Below are 20,193 nucleotides of genomic sequence, written 5' to 3' on the forward strand. Positions count from 1 at the left end.
CCTCACAGGTACGAGGTGAAGGGGCTGTCGTTCCCGCCGTCACCGGGCCCGGCCGGGGAACCGGCGCCGACGGCGGATCCGGCGGCGGGCGGCCTTCGGCGGGCGGTGCGGCCGGGCCGGGTGTCCTCGCCCAGGGCGAGGCTCAGCGTGTCGGTGAGCTGGACCTGGCCGCCCGCGGACAGCGGGGTGCGGCCGCTGCCCTTGGTGCGCAGCACCGCTCCGCCCTCGCGGCTGCGCTGGACGGCGTACTGGCCGTGCGGGCGCCGTTCGATGCGCGGGCTGCGGTGGGCCTCGACGACGGTGAACTCGTACCACTGCTTGCTGTTGCCGTGCCCCGCCGGATGCTCGCCCAGGACGCGGCCGTCCTGCGAGACCAGTTGGAGCATCAGTCCGTACGGGTCCTTGCGGCGGTGCCGCAGCCGCCGCCCGGCGACGAGGGCCGCGGCGGCGAGCGCCAGCAGGACGGCGCCGGCGACGAACAGCCACCAGTACTTCTCCCAGACGCCCGGCTCCGGTGTGACCCGCACCGCCAGCGGCTCCCGTACGAGGGTGCGGTCGTCGGCGGTGGTGTCGGTGACGGTGACGGTGCCGGCGAGGTCGAGGCCGTCGCCGCCGAGGCGGTCGCCGAAGACGCCCTGGGGGGCGACCTCGACCGTGACGTCGCGGGTGCCGGACTCGCCGGGCTTCAGGGTGATCTCGGCGGGCCTGACGGACAGCAGCCCGTCCCTGACGTCGGCGACGGACAGCCGGAGGGTGTGCTCGCTGTCGGTGGTGTTGTGCACGGCGAGGCTGCCGGTGACCGTGTCGCCGGGGTTGGTGTCCGCGTCCGGCAGGTCGAGCGCGGCGGTGACGGGCAGTTCGCCGGGCGCCACGACGCTGTCCTCGTCGCGGGTGTCGGCGCGCAGGCCCGAGGCGGTCAGGGTGGCGCTCGCCCGGAGCGCTCCGTCGGCGTCCTCGGGGACGGTGACGGTGCCGGTGAAGGAGCCGTCGCTCGCCTTGGGGTCGGAGCCCTTGCCGCGGTCGGCGAGGTCGATGGCCAGCGGGGAGAAGCCGTCCCCGGTCAGCTCGCCGCGCACGCGCAGCCCCTCGTAGTCGCGCGGGTCCTTGATCTCGTAGCCCTCGCGGGTCTGCAGCCGCATGGTCACCGTGACCTTCTCGCCGGCCTGCGGCGAGGGCGGGTCCATGGTGATCGCGCCGCGCAACTCGCCCTGCCACAGCACGCTGACGGCGACGGGCAGCGAGCGATGGCCCTCCGGGGCCTCGGCCTTGACCTTCCAGATGCCGGGCAGCGGGTCGACGATCTTCAGCGCCTCGACGGTGCCGGTGCCGCCCGCGAGCTCGAAGCGGGACTTCTTGAACGTCCCCGAGGTGGCGGGGATCGTGTCACCGGCCGGGTCGATGTAGCTGATCTCCACCTCGGGGTCGCCCTTGTCGACGACGATGCTGCCGACGGTCGCGAGCGGGGAGATGCCGATCTCCAGGGTGGCCGGCGGCCGCTTGCTGGGGCCCTCCTCGTGGCGCAGGCAGTGGGCGGCGGCGAAGATCTTCTCCAGTGTGGTGCCGACGTCCTTGGCTCCGGAGACCTTGTGCGCCCTGGGGGTCGCCGAGGGCAGTGCGACGCAGCCCTTCTGGTAGCCGCCAGCGGCGATCTGGTCGAGCTGCCGCTTGTCCGGGTCGGGCCCGAAGCCGAGCGGCCAGATCTGGACGTTCTGCGCCGCGGCGTCCTTGAGCGCCTCCTTGAGCTGCTTCTCGCCCTCGGCCTTGCGGTGCGCCGGGTCGCCGTACTTGGGGCTGTCCTCGACGTCCATCTTCCCGTCGGTCAGCAGGAACAGCACCCGGGGCTCGGACGGGTCGGAACCGTCGGTCAGATCGTGCACGCCCTGCCGGATCGCGCTCGGCAGATCGGTGCCGGTGCCCTCGCTCTCCTTGCGGCCGCGCAGCTTGTCGACGCACTTGGCGACCGTCTCGCGGCCGGCCGCGTCCAGCGTGGTGCGCGGGCACACCGGGTCCACGGCGCGCTGGTCCTCTGACTCGGCGGCGGCGAAGCCGAACACCGTGACGTGCGAGGACGAGGAGACGTCGCCGAGCGCGATCCGCTTGGCGGCGGCCTTCTCGGCCTTCATGTCGGCGGGCGCGAGGCTGGCCGACTCGTCCACGGCCACCGCGTAGTTGACCGCCGGGAACGCGGGTGCCGAGTCCGCCGCGGGCACCGGATCCTGACCGGCCGGTGCCAGCAGGGACACGAACACCGCGGCGCCGCCCAGCGCCGAGGCCGCGGCGCGGCGCAGCCGGGGCCTTCCTGTCTGCCGTCTTCCCGTGACTCTCCCCACGGCCGTCCCCTTGGTCCTCGAAGTGCGTGCGATTGTGAAAGGTGGTGCTCGTGCTCGGTGTTCGCGCCCGGGGCTGTCGCCCCGCTTGTGGCGCGTAGGTGGTGACGCACCCGAGTCGTGCCTGGTGCGTGCGCCGGTCCTGTGTGGTGGTGCGTTGATGTGTGTGCGGTGGTACGCCGATGTCGTGTGCGCCCCTCGGGATCAACCCGCGGTCAGCCCCCAGACGACGGCCAGGGCCGCCGACGGCGCGAGCGAGGCGACCCCCCAGCGGATGGCTCGGTACTTGGCGGACAGGATCGAGCTGACGTCCACGGCCTGGACGAGGAGCCACTCGGCCGGGTCCCGTCCGGCCTCGACGACCCGGGCGGACAGCCCCGCCAGGTCGCGGGCGGCCACCAGGTCGCCGAAGTACGTCACCCCGTCCCCGCCGCGGACCGTGCCGGTGCGCGGCATCAGCGCCCCGACCAGCGCGGCCACCGCGACGGCCCACAGCGCCCCGGACAGGGCCAGCGTCACGTCGGCGAACCCGCTCCAGGCGGGGGTGCCGCGCCACCCGGCCAGGAAGGCGGGCAGCGCGAGCGTCCCCGAGAGCAGCACGGCCGCCTTGGAGTCGGCGCGGCCGAGGTCCTCCCGGACGTTGGCCAGCAGCCGCTCGGCGACGATGCGCTCCCCCGCCCGGTCCGTGCAGTGCCGACCCCCGTCCGGCACAGGCACGACCGGGTCGGGGGAAGTCCGGGCCGCCCCGTCGGCAGTCATCGGTCCTCCTCCGCCCAGGACCAGCCCTCGTCCTCACCACGCCTGCGACGCCGCGGCCGCTCCCACTCGTCGTCCGGGTAGTACGGCTCCGGCCGGTAGGTCCTGGGCCGGTCCCCGGAGCGCGACTCATCCTCGGGGTCCCGCCCGGGGACCGGTCCCGCAGACCCGAGCTCCGGCCGACGGGGCCGCCGTCGCGCGTCGGTGCGGGGCATGTCGTCGCCGGGGTGGTAGGGCTCCGCCCGGTGGGCCCGACGCCCGTCACGCGAGCGCGGCTCGTCCTCATAGTCGGGATCCCCACCCGCGGAGAAGGCCCCCGCCCGGTCCTCGGGACCGAAATCCCCACCCCCGGAGACGGACCCCGCCCGGAAAGCACGACGTCCGTCAGGGGAACGCGCCCCGTCCTCATAGTCGGAATCCCCACCCGCGGAATAGGGCTCCGCCCGGAACGCCCGGCGACCGGGGCGGGGGCGTGACTCGTCGTCCCGGAACTCCCCGGCCGGGTAGGCGTCCGGCCGGTACGCCCGCCCACGCGAGGGGACGTGCGGTCCGCCGAAGTCGGCCTCGTCGCGCGGGTCGTAGGGCTCGGGGCGGCGGGACGGGGCGCGCCGGTCGTCGGGGACGAGGTCGTCCGCCGGGTAGGGCTCGGACCGGTGACCGCGACGTCGAGCGCGGGTGCCCGGTCCGCCGTGGTCGGCCTCGTCGCGCGGGTCGTAGGGCTCGGGGCGGCGGGACGGGGTGCGACGGGCGCCGTGGTCGGCCTCGTCGCGCGGGTCGTAGGGCTCGGTACGGCGGGACGGGGTGCGGCGGGCGTCGTAGGCGGGGTCGTCCGCCGGGTGGGGCTCGTGTCGGTCGGGCTCGTCGTGGGAGGGCTGCGTCCGGTGGGGCGGGCGCCGGGGTGGTTCGTCCGAGGCCCAGTCCGGGTTGAACGGCCGGCCGGCGGACGCCTCCAGCTCGCGGGGCCGGCGCGCGGGCACCGTGCCGATGGGCCCCACCATGGGCCGCCCGTCGCCCTGGTTGAGCAGGTTCAGGACCTGCGTCTCCACATCGACGGTGGCCAGTTCGCCGCGCGCGGCCATCGCGAACAGCCGGGCCACCCGGTCCTTCTCGTCCTGTCTGCCCTCCTGGCGGATCTTCTCCAGGAAGTCCTTGGCGCCCTCGGGATCCGCCGCCAGCATGAAGCTGAGCTGCTCCAGCTCGCCGCCCTGCAGCATGCGCCGGTACGAGTCCTGCCGCAGCCGGATCACCTTGGCCTGGGCGTGCGCGTCCCGCTCCTCGTCGGCGTGCTCGATGGTCCGGTCGTCGACGCGCAGCCGGACGTACAGCCGTACCCGCAGGCCGAGTTCGGAGCCCAGGTCGGCCCAGCGGCCCCCCGCGCACTCGCGCGTGATGGCACGGTTCGCCTGTTCCGCCTCCGTCACCCGGTAGGTCGTGGTGACCTCACGCAGCCGCTCCAGGACCGGCGAGGTGAGCCGGTTGGCGACGTCGGTGACGACTTCGAGCGCGGCCAGGTGCGGATCGGTCACGGCCCACTGGATGTCCACCTCGGCCTTGAAGAAGGTCGTGCCGCCCGCCGCCGGCAACTCCATCTGGAGCGGGGTCACATAGGTGCCGAGCGCGATCTCGCAGATGCTGTGCGGCCGGGCCAGCACCGGCTTGTCGACGTGCTGGACACCGGAGGCGCGCTTCACCGTGTAGCCGCCGTTCCGGTAGAACTGCACCACCGCGGACCGGGGACTCACCCTCGGATACCCGTCGGTCAGCGGATTGAAGTCCCGTACGAACGGACCCGCGGGCGCCGCCCCCGACTCCTCCGCGTCAAGCGCCCCGTCCTCGTTCTCAGCCATGCCTCTCCTCCTCGCGGGTCCACTCCCGTCGCGTCCCGACCGGACGCGGCCCGGTCACACGCGGCATCTCCTCCGGATCGACGGCGAGCCACCACAGGTCGCGCGCCCTGGGTTCCGGGAGCGGCTTCTCCGGGTCGTTCATCATTCGGCGCAGCAGCCAGTCCAGCCGCCGCCGGTCGTGCTCCTCGGTGGCCAGCGCGGGCAGCAGCGCCGCAAGACCCGGCCGGGTCCACTCGGTGCCGTCCTTGCGCTCGGCCGAGCGCAGCAGCTCCTCCAGCGCGTCCATCGCCACGTCCTTGGACCGGGCCGTGTTCAGCGCGGTCCACATCAGGTCGGCCATCGGCTCGACGAGTTCGGGCCGGATCGCGGCGAGGGCGAGCGAGACCGGCCAGTCCCCGCGGTCCCCCCAGGGGGAGGCGCTGTCGTCCAGCAGCGCGTCGGGGTCCATCAGCAGTTCGTCCACCGTCGTCAAGGAGAGCCGCACGGTGGCCGCCAGCCCCAGGTCCTGGTACGGCTCGCGCTTGTGGTGGGTCCACTCGGTCATCCGCGCCAGCACCTCGGCGGCGTCCGGCAGCACCAGCAGCCGTACGACGTTGTGGGAGGCGACCGAGACCAGTTCCCCGTCGTCGCGGACCCCGATCCGGGTCAGGGCGTCCAGGGTGTCGTCCGTCGTGGCGGCGGCGTTGCCGTAGCCCAGCGCCCATGCCGCGGTCCAGCGCTGTGCCGCGGTGCCCTTGCGGCTCCAGTCGCCCACCAGCCGGTGCACCGTCCCGCGGTGCGAGTCGTGGCCGGCGGCCTGGTCCAGCGTGGTGGCCGCGAAGATCAGCCGGCGGTTCGTGGTGGCCTCGGCGAGCGGACGGACCAGCTCGGTGTAGCCGTGGTCGAAGTCCCGTACGCACAGCTCCCCGGCGGCGACGGCGGCCCGCATCCACACCTGGGAGCGCGGGTCGTCCGCCAGCAGCCGCAGCCAGCGCACCACCGGTGCCCGCACCGGGAAGTGCCGGTCCCACAGCTCGGTCAGCACCGCGGACGGCAGCGCGGAGCCGCGGTAGTAGATGAGCCGCGCGGGCACGTCGTGGCCGTCCACGTCGACCTTGCCGTCGGTCAGTTCGGCACGCGAGAGCGCCACGTCGGCTTCCGGGTCGTCGCAGAACAGCGGGCGGGCCGGGGTGGTGTCGGGGTCGGACTGGACCGACAGCTCCCAGGTCAGCAGGTGGGCGGCGGCGGCCACGGCGCTGTGCGAGGCGCCGCCGAGGACGGCGAGCGCGATCCGGAACGCCACCGGGTGGAACAGGGTGGCCGTCCCCGACCGCACCGGGCCCCGGCCCGGTCGCTCCGCCTCGGCCGGGAGCGCGGTCAGCGCCCGGTCCACGCCGGCGAACCACTCCTGGGCCTGCTCGGCGGCGATGCTGCGGCAGCCGGACAGCAGATCGTCGTAGGAGACGTCCCCCACCACGTGCCCGGCCAGCAGCGACGCCAGCAACTCGGCCTCGGCGGGGCGCAGGTCGTCCAGCCCGACCGCCTCGGTGACCTCGTCCCCGCCCGCGAGCTCCTCCGCGCGGGCCAGCAGTTCGTCCAGCGGCGGGTCGCCCTCGCGGGCCTCGGCGGTACGTTCCTCCAGCCGTTCGCGCAGCCGGGTGGTGAGCAGTTCCTCGGTGGGCGCGGGCGGGCAGAGCATGCCGTACCGCCCGGCGAGCAGCGGGTTCGCCGCCGAGCCGACGGTGACGACGATCACCGCGAAGGCCTCGCGGCGGGCCAGGGCCGCGGCGAGTTCGTCGAGGTCCATCTCGTCCGGGGGCAGCGCGTCGGGCCGGGCCGGGGACAGCTCCAGCAGATGGCCGGTGCCGCGCCACGCCTGGCCGCCCTCCCCGTCGAGCGTCTCGGCCAGCTGCCGGAACCCGCCGTCCGAGTCGATGCGGCGCACCCGCGCCACGGGCTCGGTGTCGGTGCCGTTCGCCACGGACGTGGTGACCTCGTCGAGCAGGGACAGCGCCGTGCTGGTGCGTCCCGTGCCGGGCGCGGCGCCGAGGACGAGCAGCCGCCGGGCGCGCAGTGCGTTGCGCAGCCGTACGTACCCCTCGGGCTCCACATGCGCCCGGCGCAGCCTGCGCAGCTCGTCCTCGGGGACGGGGCCGCTGCGCAGGGCGCGGCGGGCGCCCAGCAGCAGGTTGATGTTGTCGCCGATGTGGGCGCGGTCGATGTACGAGCGGTCGATGCGGTTCAGGTCCCCGCCGACCTCGAACAGCAGCCGGACGGCCCGTCGGGTGCGCGCGGCGGCGGCGAGGTCGGTGGGCCCGTCCTCGCCCTCGTCCTCGGCGAGCGGGTCGCGGGTGTAGGCCTTGAACCGCCCGGCGGCGCGCTCGCGTTCCTTCTCCCGCTCCTTGTCCTTCTCCGCCTCCTCGTCCTCGGCGGAGTTCTCGCCGTCGGCGTCGCCGTCGTCGTCCCGGCCGTCCCGGCCCCGGTCGTCGTCCCGGTCCTGCTTGCTGTCGTCCCGGTCCCGCTTGTCGTCCCCGGCCTTCCTGCCGTCGTCGGACGACCGTCCCCCGGCGGGCTCTTCAGCGGCGTCGCCGCCCGCCCGCTCGTCGTCGCTCACCCGGCTCAGCCCCTTCCCTTCCCGGCCTGGCGGTCGGTGTTCCGGCCGATGTGCACGTCGCCCTGGTACTCGTTGTGGTGGTGATGGGACAGGTCGCCGACGACGTTGTAATGAACCCCGCCGCCGGCGGGCCGGTGGCCGGACATCCTGTCGCCGACGACCTCGAACGCGTCGCCGTCGTCGGCCTCGTCGTCGAAGGCGTCGAACGCGTCGTCGGCGGGCAGGGAACCGCCGGCGGATGGCGGCGCCGGCGTGGTCCCGGGGATCTCCGGCGCGGGCCGCCCGGGAAGCTGGAACCAGGCGGTGACCTCGCCCTCCTTGAGCTCCAGCCGGGCCGGGGCGTAGTGCGCGGGCTCGATGAACTTGCCGCCGGCGGTGACCACGTCCTCGTACAGGCCCTGTGAGGTCACGAGTACGAGGTCGGCGTTCTCGGCGTCGAGGAGCCGGCGGGCGACGGTGGAGTCGGCCAGGCGGCAGGCGAGGTCGACGGCGCGTCCGCTGATGCCCCGCCCGTCGTGCCGTACGGGCCCGACGTGCATGCCGATGCGCAGCCCGAGGGGAACGGCCAGGTCACGGTTCTCGTCCCGCAGCTTCTCGTGCACCTCGACCATCCACAGCCCGAGCAGCCGCGTCACCGCGACCCGTCCCGCGACGGACGCGAGCACTCCGTCGCCGCGGTCCTCCAGGTGCACGGCGTCCCGCGGGACCCTGGCCTGGGTGAACGCCGTCTCCAGCACACGGTAGATCCGGGCGCGCATGCGCGGCTTGTCGACGTCGTCGTACTCACCGGAACGTCTCGCGTCGACGCTGATCACCAACTCGTAGTGCGCTTCGGCGAGTTCCGCTCGTGGTTGGTCCACCCGTGCCCCCTGCGTGTTCTGTTCGCGTACAAAAGAGGTGTTTGTCCTGCGGGGAAAGTGCTGCTGCCCTCAGGGTCGGCCCCGCAGGGAGAGACGTCTGTAGCCGTTTACACAAGCCGGGGCGCGGGTCTACTCCTGATGGCCGTCCGCATGGCCGTCCGCCAGGAGCGCGAGCAACCCGGGGTCGAGGATCTCCACCATCCGGTTGCCGGTGCGCACGATGCGCTGGGTGCGCAGCAGCCGCAGGGCCTTGGCCACGGCTTCGCGGGTGGCTCCTATCGTGGCGGCCAGTTCGTCCTGGGCGAGCTGGACGACGGGGCCGGCTGTCGCGGGGCCGCGCGAGGGGCCCGCCGCGGACGGGGCGTAGGGGCCGGCGGGGTCGACTCCCGACAGTTCGACGAGCCGGCCGGCCAGGCGCTGGAGCACGGTGAGGGAGGCGAGCGCGGACCGCTCCTGGTCGGCGCTGCGGAGCCGGCCGGTGAGCTGACGTATCACCAGACCGCTCACCCGGGGGTGCAGGGCGAGAAAGCGACGGAAGGCGTCCCCGGATATGACCTGGGCCTCTATGGGGCCGAGCGCACGCACGGTGGCGCTGCGCGGATGCTGGTCCAGCGCGGCCATCTCGCCGAGCAGTTCGCCCGGGCCGCGCAGGCCGAGTATCAGCCGGGTGGCCCCACGGTCCGTCACCACGGATACGGTCACCCACCCCTGAATGATGATCACGACGTGACGGGAACGGTCGCCCTCGGTGAGCAGATGGGCATCGGCCGGATAGCTCTTCCGATGGCCGAGGGCCATGACGCTCTCGTGTTCCTGGGGAGTCAGCGTGTGCGCGAACGCCAGCTCATTTCCGAGCAGCCCCATGGCCAGTCCCCCGCCACTGTCCCGACGCCTGGATTTTCGATGGGTGTCGATGGTGGCAGGGCGAGGGTCCACGCCGAGCGGATTGCGCCATACCAGGGGTACTGGCCGGTAGTTACGGAATGCCAGGTTGGTCGCCCCCTCGCCGTCCGTCACCACCACACCCCGGCCACCGACAGCCCCCACGAGTGGTATACGCCACACCGACACCCGAACGATCGACGGTGAGGTCAGGCCCGCCACTCGAACGAGAGCAAGCATCGGCGCCGGGATTCGGTCAGGGGAGGGAGAGTTGGCGGAAACTCGGGTTTGGGGTGTGGCGGCGGTGATGCCGTCAGGATTCCGGGGAGGCCGCGCGCGGGCCGTCGGCGTGCCGCCGGAGGAACTCCGGCGCCCTGAACTACCCCGCCAGTCACGGCAGTTCGTCCATAATGTTGTCGTGTCCACCTTCTTGGAATCAGAGTTCGACGACGGTACGCCCCTCAGGTTCCTGCTCGCCCCCGCGGCGGCGGCCCCCGAACCGCCCACGCCTGGGGACGACGATCTGCCCGAGGGCATGGGACGGGCCGTCCCCGTCGCCACCGGCGGGAGCCGGACCGTCGCCCAGCTCGCGACGGGTGCCCTGCGCGCCGCGCTCAAGCCGCTCGGTCCGCTGCTGCAGGAGGTGCACGACGCCGCCTCGGCGGTACCCGACCCGCCCAGCGAGCTCAGCGTGACCTTCGGCTTCCAGGTCGGGCAGGATCTCAAGCTCGGCATCGTCGGCGGCAACGGGCAGGCGCACCTCACCGTCACCGCCAGTTGGAAGCCGGCGCCCGGCGCGGAGTGACCGTGGGATGGTTCATACCGGCCGGGGCGGTGCCCGGCGACGAGGCACGTCCCCGCGTCGCGTCCGTGCGCCGGACGAGCGACGGCAAGACGGCGGGCGGGGCGGTCGTGCTCGGCGTCGACGCGGTGCTGACCTGTGCGCATGTCGTCAATGACGCCCTGGGCAGGGCGATGTTCGAGACCCGGCCGCCCGGTCTCGAGGAGCTGTTCGTCGAGGTGAAAGGGGCACGGAGAACCGAACGGTACCCCGCGCGCGTGGCGCACTGGATCCCTGCGCGCACCCGCGACGGCGAGGCCGTACCGGACGGTGACGGGGAGTGGCTCGGCGATCTGGCGGTGCTGCGGATCGACGCGCCGCCCGGCGGGGCACTCACTCCCGACCGCCGTGCGGCCATGGTGCCCGGCCGGCGGGTGCGCGCCTGGCACGGCAGCGGGCGCGGCGCGACCTTCGCCGATCTGAGGGTCGCCGCCCTCGACGGCCCGATCGGCTATCTCGACGGCGAGAGCACCGGCATGGCGGTCGGCCCCGGCTACAGCGGCGGCCCGCTGTGGTGCGAGGAGGACGGGGCCGTCGTAGGACTCGTCACCGCGCACTTCATGCCGCCGCACGCCGCCGACGGGGCCCCGCTGCCGCACAGCCCGCAGCACATGATCCGGCGCAGCTGGGGCATCCCCTGGCAGCAGGTCGAGGTGGAACTGCGGCGGCTGGACGCCCCCGACCTCTGCGACCTCTCCGGCACCTCCCGCGTGGAGGACGCCCGGGCCGCGGATCCGGAGGCCTTCGGCATGCTCGTGGAGGCGATCGGGAACGCGCTGCCGTCGCCGTACTCGCTCGGCGACGTCGCCCGGCAACTGGCGCTCGCCTGCGACGTCGGGCAGGGCAGCCCCGTCAGCCCGCCTCCCATCGAGGAGTTCGCGGCCTTTCTGCTCCGCCATCCCCGCGCCCTGGCGGCCTGCACCGAGATCCTGCGGCCAAGGAACCCGGCGGCCACCAACCGCATGCTGGTCGCCGGGCGGTTCTCGAAGACCCCGCTGCTGCTCTCACCACGCGAACGCCACCGGCTGCACCAGCTACTGCGCAAGGTCGACCGGTCGGTGCTGGAGCGGATCCCCGAGGCGGTGCGCGAGGCCGCCAAGCGGGTCGCCGTTCCCACCGACGGGGGCACCCTGGACATCCTGCTGGACAAGCTGGAGAAGCTGTCCGGGGACGGCCACTCCGACGACGGCGAGCCCCGGGTCCCGGCGCTGCTGCGGGTCGTCGAGTACGTCGCCGTGCTGTGCCCGCCGCCCCGGCAGGCGGAGCTGCGGCTGTGGTCGGACGGTGTGCGGGTGCGGCTCGGCATCCCGGAGGCGGCGCTGCGGGAGCGGCGCTCGGACGCGCAGGACTGGGGCCGCATGCTGCGTGGCGGCGTCCCGCGCAAGCGGGTCCTGGTCCAGGTCGCGCGGGCGGAGCGGGGGCGGCACCGGCTGCGCATCTGGTGCGACGAGGGCACCGGGCCCCGGCAGGTGTCGGCCGACAGCGCCGCCTCGCACACGGCGTCCCAGGCGGCGCGCGAACTGCTGCGCGTCCTGGAGTCCCTCACGCCCTCGGCCCAGGACGGCGGACGGCCCTTGGTGGAGGTGCTGGTGGACCGCGCGGATCTGAACCTGCCGGTCGACGAGTGGGCGGCCCAGGTGCCCGGCGAAATCGTGCCGGGGGTGCTCGGGGTGGAGTTCCCCCTGGTCGTTCACTGTCCGGAACTCCTGCGGCGGCACGAGCGTTTCCTCCCTGACTGGCGGGAGCGGTGGAGACAGCTCGACTCCGGAAAGACGCTCGTCGTCGCGGACCCGGCGCAGGACCCGCACCAGGTCTACTACGAGCTGATGGGCCGGCTCGACACGGTCCGGGTGTCCGTCGACGTGCCGCAGGGGCCGCGCGACGCCATCGTTCAGATCTGTCTCGCGGTGGGCATACCGGTGGTGGTGTGGGACCGCGGCCGGGACACGCCCTCGCATGTCACCCAGCACATGGCGGAGGTCGCCACCCGTGAACTGCCCGACGGGGTGCGGGTCTACCGGGCCAACGCCCGGGGCACCCGCGCCCCCGAGTTCCCCGGCCGCCCGGTCCTCGCCTGGGCGGACGCCGACCGCACCGTGCCCCGGCTGCACCTGAGCGAACCACAGGAGAGCGCATGACCTCCGCTTCCGAGGCCGACTGGCGCCTCTTCCGCGGCGACGGCGTCCCACGCGACGTCGACCTGCCCTCGGCACCGCCGTGGCGGCGGTTCAGCCCGACGCCGGCCGCCCGCCCCGAACTGCCGTACCTGATCCAGTCGGAGCACGCCGACGTGGTCAACGCCGCCCTGCATCTGCGCCGACCGCTGCTGGTCACCGGGCCGGCCGGCACCGGCAAGTCGTCGCTGGCCCGGGCGGTCGCGCACGAGCTGCGGCTGGGCGAGCTGCTGCGGTGGTCCATCAACAGCCGGTCGACCGTGCGCGAGGCGCTGTACCAGTACGACGCGATCGGCCGCCTGCGCGAAACGACGCTCAGCCGTGACCGGGGCGAAGGCGAGCCGTCGATCGGGACGTTCATCCGGCTCGGTCCGCTGGGCACGGCGCTCGTCCCGTCCGCGACCCCGCGGGCCCTGCTCATCGACGAGATGGACAAGGGCGACGTCGACCTGCCCAACGACCTGCTCACCGTCTTCGAGGAGGGCTACTTCGACATCCCCGAACTGACCCGGCTGCCCGAGGACATGGCGGACGTGGCGGTGCAGACGGCCGACCACCGCGGCACGGTGACCGTCCACCAGGGACGCGTCCAGTGCGCCGAGTTCCCGGTCGTCGTCATCACCAGCAACGGCGAGCGCGAGTTCCCGCCCGCCTTCCTGCGCCGTTGCGTGCGGCTCGCCCTGCCGGTGCCGGACGAGGCCCGGCTGCGCGCCATCGTCACCGCCCACCTGGGCGAGGAGGCCCTGCGCGACGCGGACGACCTGATCGAGGCCTTCCTCCGCCGTCGCGCCCCCGGCGAACTGGCCACCGACCAGCTCCTCAACGCGGTGTTCCTGCGCAACGGCGGGGTGGACCTGGACGCGGAGGGGCTGCTGGACGCCGTTCTGCACCAGTTGACCGGGGCACTGTGAGGGACGTCGCGGGGGCGGGTGCGTGATGAGTGCGGGTGGCGGTGGTGCGCGGCTCACCGAGGCGCTGCGGGTACTGGCGGCCGCCGGCCAGGAGCTGGACGCCGATCAGGTGCTGGACGTGCTGTGGCTCGCCCGGCGGCTGCCCGGCGGGAGCAACGCGCCGCTCGGCCGGTGCGCTCGCGTCGAGCCGCCCGCGCCGCAGCCCCCGGCCGCCGACGAGCCGGACGGTGACACACCGTCCCGGCCCGCGCAGGAACCCGATCCCGACGACCCGGACCTGCCCGACCTGACCGCCCCGTCCCTGTACGCGGCCGCCCGGCAGACCCCGCCGGCGATTCCCGAGATCCGGCTGCGGCAGGCCCCCGAGCCGGGCAAGGCGCTGCCCGTGCGGGTTCCGGAGGACAAGGCGCTGACCGGCGAGCTCGAAGTGGGGCGCGCGCTACGGCCGTTGCGGCGCCGCCAGACCAGCTCGCACCGGCTGGAGATCGACGAGGAGCGCACCGCCGCCGAACTCGCCGAGACCCGGCTGCCCGACGTGGTGCTGCGGCCCGTGCAGGAGCGCTGGCTCCACCTGGCGCTGCTCGTCGACGACGGGCTGTCGATGCTGCTGTGGCACCGTCTCGGTGCCGAACTGCGCACCCTGCTGGAACGCCTGGGCGCCTTCGCCACCACCCGCGTCCTCGGCCTCGACGCCCGCGGTGTCTCCGAACCACGCCTGCACGCCCGCCCGTTCCGCCCCGACAGCACCCCGGTACCGCTGAGCGCGGTCGGCGACCCGTCCGGCCGCACCCTGGTCCTCGTCATCAGCGACGGCATGGGCGCCTCCTGGCGCAGCGGCGCCCTCCACGACCTGCTGGCCCTCTGGGCCTCCCGGGGCCCCGCCGCCCTGCTGCACACCCTGCCGCCCGACCTGTGGGACGGCTCCGGCATCCAGGCGGAACGCTGGCAGGCCACCACCCGGCGGATCGGCGGGGCCAACACCTCCTGGGAGATCACCGACCCGGTACTGCCCGCCGACCTCGCCCGCTTCGACGGCGTACCGGTCCCGGTCCTGGAGCCGACGGCCGCGTCGCTGCGGAACTGGGCCCACCTGCTCGCCTCACCCGGCGCCACGGTGGAACTGCCGCTGCTGGCCCGGCCGCACCGGTCCGGCGGCTCGATCACCGCGTCCCCCGACCCGGGCGACGCCCAGCACTTCCGGGACGCGGCCACCCCGGAGGCGTACCGGCTCGCGGCCCACCTGGCGGCCGTGTCACCGCTCACGGTGCCGGTGATGCGGCTCGTCCAGACGGCGGTCCCGTGGCGGGCGCGGACCTCCCACCTCGCGGAGGTGTTCCTGGGCGGCCTCATGCGGCCGCATCCCGCGCCGGTGCCGGGGCCGCTGCCCGCCAAGCACCAGGTCTTCGACTTCTCCGACGCGTCGCGGTCGGTACTCCTGGACGCGGTCCCCCAGGCCGAACTCCTGCGCACCGGCCGCAGCATCGGGCGGCGCCTGGAACAACTCGCGGGCAACTCGCCCGACTTCCCGGCCTGGCTGGCGCATCCGGACGGATCCGCTCAGCTTCCCGGCTCGCACCGTCCGTTCACCAGCGTGGAACGACGGCTCCTGACCCGGTTCGGGGTGTCGTTCGACCCGGAGGTGCACGGGCTGGAACGCGGACCGGAGCAGAGCGCCGCCGCCGCGGACGGCTGGCAGCCACTGACCGACGACGACCCCCGGCAGCTCGGCCCGTACCGGCTCCGCGCCCGGCGACGGCTGCGGCGGACGGTGGAGTACGACGGCGTCGGCCGACGGGGCCTGGCGGCCCGGGTCCGCGTCGCGCGCTCCGATCTCCTCTTCGACACCTCCGAGTTGATCACGCTGGAGGCCGAGGCGCTGCGCCGACTGGACGGACAGTACGCGCCCGCCCTGCTCGCCGAGGAGCGCGGCGCCGACAGCGGCGGACACGGGCAGTGGGTGGCGACGGCTCCGGTCCACGACGGCTCCGGGCAGCCGACGCCGCCCCGGCTCGCCGAGATCTTCAACCAGGCCCACCGCACCGGCACCGCCCCCTTCGACAAACTCACCGCGCTGGTCGTCGGCTGGCATCTGGCGAGCGCGCTGGCCCTGTGCCACCTCCACGAGATCGTTCCCGTGGACCTCAGCGCCGAGAACGTCTTCGTGCTGCGCCGCACCGTGATGCTCGCCGACCTGTCCGACTGCGCGGTGGCCGGCCAGTACGTGGGCGCGGGCCCCATGCCGACCTCCGAGGACAACGTGCGCGCGCTGGGCGAACTGCTCCAGCTCGCCAGCAGCAAGGCGGGCTGGGAACTGCCCGGCCAGCCGGAGGGCATGCACCTGTGGCAGGGCGACACGTGGGCACGGCTGCGCCGGATCGTGCTGCGCTGCCTCGACCCGGACCCGGCCGAGCGCCCGACCGCCGGCGAGGTCGCGGACTCCTTGGCCCACTACATCGCCCACGAGCACGTCCCCACGCGGCGGCCCAAGTCCACCGTCGAGCGGCCGGCGCGGGCGCGACTCGTGCTCCCGGCGACTGCCGTGCCGCCCACCACCGGCCCGCCGATCCGCCCGCCCCGGTTCCCCGCCGCCCGCCGCGAGCGGGAGGCCCGGCTGGCCCGCCTGCGGCGACCACTGCGGCACGCCCGGCGCGTCACCCTGGTCGGTGCCTACCACTACAGCGGCCGGGCCACCACGACGGTGGCGCTCGGCTCGCTGCTGGCCGCCGTCCGGGGCGAGCCCGTACTCGCCCTCGACGGAGCGGCCGACGAGGGTGCCCTCGGCGCCTTCCTCACCGACCGGAACCCGGCCACCGTGCGCGATCTGGCCGACCTGCCGGCCGACGCCTCGTACCAGGAGGTCAGCGCCCGCACCACGCGCCTGTCGTCGGGCCTGGAAGTGGCGGCGCACCCGCCGGGCCACGTCCCGCCGAACCCCGCCCACGCCGAGGCGTACGCGCAGGCGCTGGCGCGCACCGAGCCCTACTACTCCTTCGTCCTCACCGACTGGGCCCCGCTGCGGTTCGACCGCTCGGCGGACACCGTCCTCGATCTGACCGACCGGCTGATCCTGTGCTGCGGCAGCGCCGGCTGGTTCCTCGACGCCGCGTGGCGGGTGCTGGACCGGCTGCGCGGGAGTGGACGCCGACGGCTGGCGGACGAGGCGATCGTCGTGGTGGCCCCGGTGGACGGGGTCACCGGCCGGCCCGTGCCGGACGGCCTGCCGGCGCGCTTCGACATCGGCGCGGACCAGGTGGTCGCCGTCCCCTTCGACAGGTCCCTGCACTTCCCGGGCTTCCGGGGGCTGGACCAGCTGCGGACGCGGACGCTGAACGCGTTCGTGGACCTGGCCGAGCTGCTCGTGAGGGAGTGAAACGCACCGATCCCCGGGCGGCTGCCGCCGCCCGGGGATCACGGGTGAGAGCCAGATCGGATCCGTCAGATCAGGCCGAGGGAGCGGACCGCCTCGCGCTCCTCCTCGAGCTCCTTGACGGAGGCGTCGATACGGGCGCGGGAGAACTCGTTGATCTCCAGGCCCTGGACGATCTCGTACTTGCCGTCCTTGGTGGTGACCGGGAAGGAGGAGATCAGGCCCTCCGGGACGCCGTACGAGCCGTCGGACGGGATGCCCATGGAGACCCAGTCGCCGTCGGCGGTGCCGTTGACCCAGGTGTGGACGTGGTCGATGGCGGCGTTGGCGGCGGAGGCCGCCGAGGAGGCGCCGCGGGCCTCGATGATCGCCGCGCCGCGCTTGGCGACGGTCGGGATGAAGTCCTCGGCGAGCCACTTCTCATCGTTGACGACCTCGGCGGCGTTCTTGCCGGCGATGCTGGCGTGGAAGATGTCCGGGTACTGGGTGGCGGAGTGGTTGCCCCAGATGGTCAGCCGCTTGATGTCGGAGACGGTCGAGCCCGTCTTCTTCGCGAGCTGGGTCAGCGCGCGGTTGTGGTCGAGGCGGGTCATCGCGGTGAAGCGCTCGGCCGGTACGTCCGGCGCGGCGGCCTGCGCGATCAGCGCGTTGGTGTTGGCCGGGTTGCCGACGACCAGGATCTTGACGTCGTCCGCGGCGTGGTCGTTGATGGCCTTGCCCTGCGGCTTGAAGATGCCGCCGTTGGCCTCCAGGAGGTCACCGCGCTCCATGCCCTTGGTGCGCGGGCGGGCGCCGACGAGCAGGCCGACGTTGGCGCCGTCGAAGGCGACGTTCGGGTCGTCGGTGATGTCGATGCCCTGAAGGAGGGGGAAGGCGCAGTCGTCGAGCTCCATGGCCGTGCCCTCTGCGGCCTTCAGCGCCGGCGTGATCTCCAGGAGTCGCAGCTTGACCGGCACGTCCGCGCCGAGCAGCTGGCCGGAGGCGATGCGGAAGAGCAGGGCGTAACCGATCTGGCCGGCCGCGCCGGTGACGGTGACGTTCACGGGAGTGCGGGTCATGGCGTTCTCCGTATGACAGCTGGCGGTGGGGCGTCTCTGCCCCCGGGGTGCGGGACGCAGAGATGATCCGTCTCGTGGTGCCGAGATGATCGATCTCTTGGCGTCGAGAGATCCACCGGTCAGGCTATCGCGCATCCGGGATCTCGCACGGCCGGGTCCGTGTGGCCCACCCCACAGAATGACCACGAGTACGGCGAAAGGGGGCGGCCGCCCGGTCCGGGAGAGGGAAACTGGGCGGCCGCCTGGTGGGGGTACCGATGCCGGACTCCCGTGGGGGTACCGGTGCGCGTGCCCATTCTGCGGCCGCCCATTCATCACCGTCGGGATTCTTTGCCCGAGGCTGTCGCTACTGCGTGCAGCCCTCCTGGCCCGCGGCCAGCGTCGCGCAGGCGATGGCCTCGCCGGCGTCCTTCACGGCCACCATCGGCGTGTAGGCGATCGTGTCGCCGGCCGCGGTGATCGGCCCGGACTCCTCCTTGGCCTTGCCGGCCGTCACGACGACCTCGTCGCCCTGGGCGGCCTGTGTGACCCGTCCCCACGCGGCCCCGCAGGTCTCGCTGTAGCGCACCTCGACCACGGCCGTGCCGACGGTCGCGGTCTTGGCGGTCGTCACGAGGTCACCGCTGCACCCCATGGCCTCCGCGTCCTTGCCGGTGCAGGAGTCGCCGCTGCACTTCACGCCGGCCGGCAGATCGGGGTCGGTCGAAGCGGTCGGCGAGGGCGACTTGGCGACGTCGTCGCCCTTCTTGTCGCCGCCGGGGTCGATGAGGAAGAACACCGCCGCGATCACGACCAGCACACCGACGACGCCCGCGAGGAACATCGTCAGCCGCCGCTTCGCACCCCCGCCGCCCGTGGCGCCGGCGCCCGGACGGGGCCCCTGCGGGGGTTCGCCGTACGGACCGGGCGTCCCCGGCGACCACGCCGGCCCCGGCTCCGCCCCGGAAGCCCGCGGCACACCTGGCGTCTCCGCCGTACGCCCCCCTGCCGGCGACGGCCCCCGGTACCCCGCCAGCCCCCACGAGTTGCCCTCGGAGGTCCCGCTCTCGCGGACGTCACCCCCGTCGGCTCCCCGTACCGGAGCGTCCTGGACCGTCGCGTCCCGTACCTCCGGCGCCTTCGGCTGGACCGGCACCGCCGGCGGCACGGTGGGTGCCACGCCCGCCGGGCCCGCGACGCCGGGCGTGGGCGCCGCCGTGGCGCTGCCGCCGCGGCGCGAGCCCTTGCCCGTCCTGGCGCCGCCGCCCTTGGCGTTGGCCGGCGGCGCGCCGAACTCGCTCAGCGCCGCGCGGGCCTGGGAGATCCGGATCGCCTCCATGGTCATGTCGTGACGCATCTCCGAACGGCTCCACGCCCGTTCGGCGAGCTCCCACATGGTCGTCAGGTGGACCGGATTGGTGCCCGTGACCTCGGCGAGCGCCACGATCGCGCCCTTGGGCGCGAGCAGTCGCCCGTTCAGATACCGCTCCCAGGACGTCTTGCTGTATCCCGTGCGGTCGGCCAGCGCCGCGACGCTCAGGCCGCTGCGGTCCACGAGCCGACGCAACTGGCTCGCGAACTCCCTGACCTGCGGATCGAGTTCATCCGGCAAGGCCCTCCAACGAGGCATTGCTTCCCCCCTCTTCCCCCCGGTTCGTGCTGGTGTTTCTCGCGTTCCCCCGCGCGTGACGCCCGCTGCCGAGTCCCCGATGTGGCTACCCACAGGGATGCGCCCAGTAAGGATCTCAGTTCCCGGGGTGGGGGCGCACGGGAGCATCGGGACCGCGTCCAGTGTTCCACCAGCCTCCGGCTACCGCCGACACAACCCTGGCAGTAAGCCCTTGCAGAAAAAGCGGGACGCCCCGGACGTCCCGATCGGCCACGCTAGCCCGCTTACCGAACGACTTCCTTGCAAATCCGCGAACTTGTCAACACATCGACACACAGAACGCACATAAATGATCACTGGTGTCACACATGCTCTATCCGGGCAAGTCAGACACGGCGGTCACCATGACCTCATCCCAGCGCAACGGCCCCGACCACCGCCGCCAGCACCAGCGTCACGGCGAGCACCACGGCCACGACCAGCAGCCGGCGCGACGGCGGCCCCGGCTTCCTCGGCGGCGCGTCCCACCAGGGCAACGTGGGATCGTCCTCGTACTCCTCGCCCTCGGCCGGCGCCGCGCCCTCCGGCTTCCCCGGCACCGTGACCGGCTTCGGCCAGGCCCGCACCGCGAGTTCCCACCGCACCTCGAAGCGCTCGGCCTCCTCCTTCTCCACCCCCGCGACGCGGCACAGCGCGGCCACCGCCTGGCGGGGCGGGGGCTGGGTGGCGTTGAGGTAACGCTGCCAGGAGGACTTGCTGTACGCGGTGCGCGCGCCCAGCGCGACCAGACTCAGGCCCGTACGGTCCTTGAGCTGCCGCAACTGCTCCACGAAGTGCCGCACCTCCAGCGGCAGATCGCCGGGCAGCGGCTGCCACGCACCCATCGCTCACCTCCGAACCAGACCCGATCGGGTGACGACACGACACGGCGCGTCGGTTCCACGACGTGCGCGACGTAGCGGAACGGTCACCTCCGTGCCACAGCGCAC

The 20,193-nt window shown here is 73.8% G+C and carries 13 protein-coding genes; 4 read left to right on the top strand and 9 right to left on the bottom strand.

The window, feature by feature from the left end; all coding sequences use genetic code 11:
• Positions 1–2: 2 nt before the first annotated feature.
• The 6 genes from IM697_RS45625 to IM697_RS39895 form a co-directional block, all read right to left on the bottom strand.
• Positions 3–2,330 (bottom strand): vWA domain-containing protein, encoded by a 2,328-nt coding sequence (locus tag IM697_RS45625; RefSeq protein ID WP_265582692.1) that lies wholly within the window; start codon positions 2,328–2,330, stop codon positions 3–5.
• A gap of 201 nt (positions 2,331–2,531) precedes the next feature.
• Positions 2,532–3,086 (bottom strand): Pycsar system effector family protein, encoded by a 555-nt coding sequence (locus IM697_RS39875; protein ID WP_194041726.1) that lies wholly within the window; start codon positions 3,084–3,086, stop codon positions 2,532–2,534.
• Positions 3,083–4,930, bottom strand: a complete 1,848-nt coding sequence (locus IM697_RS39880; protein WP_194041728.1) for a hypothetical protein — start codon at positions 4,928–4,930, stop codon at positions 3,083–3,085. Before IM697_RS39880 ends, IM697_RS39875 begins: the two co-directional genes overlap by 4 nt.
• Complete coding sequence (locus tag IM697_RS39885) at positions 4,923–7,523, bottom strand: hypothetical protein (protein WP_228044359.1); 2,601 nt, start codon at positions 7,521–7,523, stop codon at positions 4,923–4,925. Before IM697_RS39885 ends, IM697_RS39880 begins: the two co-directional genes overlap by 8 nt.
• Before the next feature lie 5 nt (positions 7,524–7,528).
• Positions 7,529–8,383: a nucleotidyl cyclase domain-containing protein gene (locus IM697_RS39890; protein WP_194041730.1), complete on the bottom strand. Its 855-nt coding sequence runs from the start codon at positions 8,381–8,383 to the stop codon at positions 7,529–7,531.
• Between the two features lie 129 nt (positions 8,384–8,512).
• Complete coding sequence (locus tag IM697_RS39895) at positions 8,513–9,247, bottom strand: Crp/Fnr family transcriptional regulator (RefSeq protein ID WP_194041732.1); 735 nt, start codon at positions 9,245–9,247, stop codon at positions 8,513–8,515.
• Between the two features lie 436 nt (positions 9,248–9,683).
• On the opposite strand from IM697_RS39895, the gene IM697_RS39900 reads away from it, so the two are divergent.
• The 4 genes from IM697_RS39900 to IM697_RS39915 are packed head-to-tail and all read left to right on the top strand — an operon-like array spanning position 9,684 to position 16,561.
• Positions 9,684–10,070: a CU044_2847 family protein gene (locus IM697_RS39900; protein ID WP_194041734.1), complete on the top strand. Its 387-nt coding sequence runs from the start codon at positions 9,684–9,686 to the stop codon at positions 10,068–10,070.
• Between the two features lie 2 nt (positions 10,071–10,072).
• Complete coding sequence (locus IM697_RS39905) at positions 10,073–12,244, top strand: VMAP-C domain-containing protein (RefSeq protein WP_194041736.1); 2,172 nt, start codon at positions 10,073–10,075, stop codon at positions 12,242–12,244.
• Complete coding sequence (locus tag IM697_RS39910) at positions 12,241–13,191, top strand: AAA family ATPase (RefSeq protein ID WP_194041739.1); 951 nt, start codon at positions 12,241–12,243, stop codon at positions 13,189–13,191. The genes IM697_RS39905 and IM697_RS39910 overlap by 4 nt, the downstream gene beginning before the upstream one ends.
• A gap of 25 nt (positions 13,192–13,216) precedes the next feature.
• Positions 13,217–16,561, top strand: a complete 3,345-nt coding sequence (locus tag IM697_RS39915) for an SAV_2336 N-terminal domain-related protein (RefSeq protein WP_194041741.1) — start codon at positions 13,217–13,219, stop codon at positions 16,559–16,561.
• A 65-nt stretch (positions 16,562–16,626) separates the two neighbouring features.
• Here IM697_RS39915 and IM697_RS39920 read toward each other — a convergent pair whose 3' ends face one another.
• From IM697_RS39920 to IM697_RS39930, 3 genes are all read right to left on the bottom strand, one after another.
• The gene (locus tag IM697_RS39920) at positions 16,627–17,616 is read right to left on the bottom strand and encodes a malate dehydrogenase (RefSeq protein ID WP_194041743.1); all 990 of its coding nucleotides are present in this window, start codon (positions 17,614–17,616) and stop codon (positions 16,627–16,629) included.
• Positions 17,617–17,962: 346 nt separating this feature from the next.
• A complete protein-coding gene (locus IM697_RS39925) occupies positions 17,963–19,207 on the bottom strand; it encodes a helix-turn-helix domain-containing protein (protein WP_407699579.1) in 1,245 nt (414 codons plus the stop codon).
• 407 nt (positions 19,208–19,614) lie between these two features.
• Positions 19,615–20,088 carry a helix-turn-helix domain-containing protein gene (locus IM697_RS39930; protein WP_194041748.1) on the bottom strand — a complete coding sequence of 158 codons (474 nt, stop codon included), beginning with the start codon at positions 20,086–20,088 and terminating at the stop codon, positions 19,615–19,617.
• Positions 20,089–20,193: the final 105 nt, after the last annotated feature.

This window comes from Streptomyces ferrugineus, from assembly GCF_015160855.1.
Classification (GTDB): Bacteria; Actinomycetota; Actinomycetes; order Streptomycetales; family Streptomycetaceae; genus Streptomyces; species Streptomyces ferrugineus.

Bases quoted from the DNA above. Each gene is read 5' to 3' on its own strand.
- IM697_RS39875 (WP_194041726.1), bottom strand. From the start codon at position 3,086: ATGACTGCCGACGGGGCGGCCCGGACTTCCCCCGACCCGGTCGTGCCT.
- IM697_RS39880 (WP_194041728.1), bottom strand. From the start codon at position 4,930: ATGGCTGAGAACGAGGACGGGGCGCTTGACGCGGAGGAGTCGGGGGCG.
- IM697_RS39895 (WP_194041732.1), bottom strand. From the start codon at position 9,247: ATGGGGCTGCTCGGAAATGAGCTGGCGTTCGCGCACACGCTGACTCCC.
- IM697_RS39910 (WP_194041739.1), top strand. From the start codon at position 12,241: ATGACCTCCGCTTCCGAGGCCGACTGGCGCCTCTTCCGCGGCGACGGC.
- IM697_RS39915 (WP_194041741.1), top strand. From the start codon at position 13,217: ATGAGTGCGGGTGGCGGTGGTGCGCGGCTCACCGAGGCGCTGCGGGTA.
- IM697_RS39920 (WP_194041743.1), bottom strand. From the start codon at position 17,616: ATGACCCGCACTCCCGTGAACGTCACCGTCACCGGCGCGGCCGGCCAG.
- IM697_RS39930 (WP_194041748.1), bottom strand. From the start codon at position 20,088: ATGGGTGCGTGGCAGCCGCTGCCCGGCGATCTGCCGCTGGAGGTGCGG.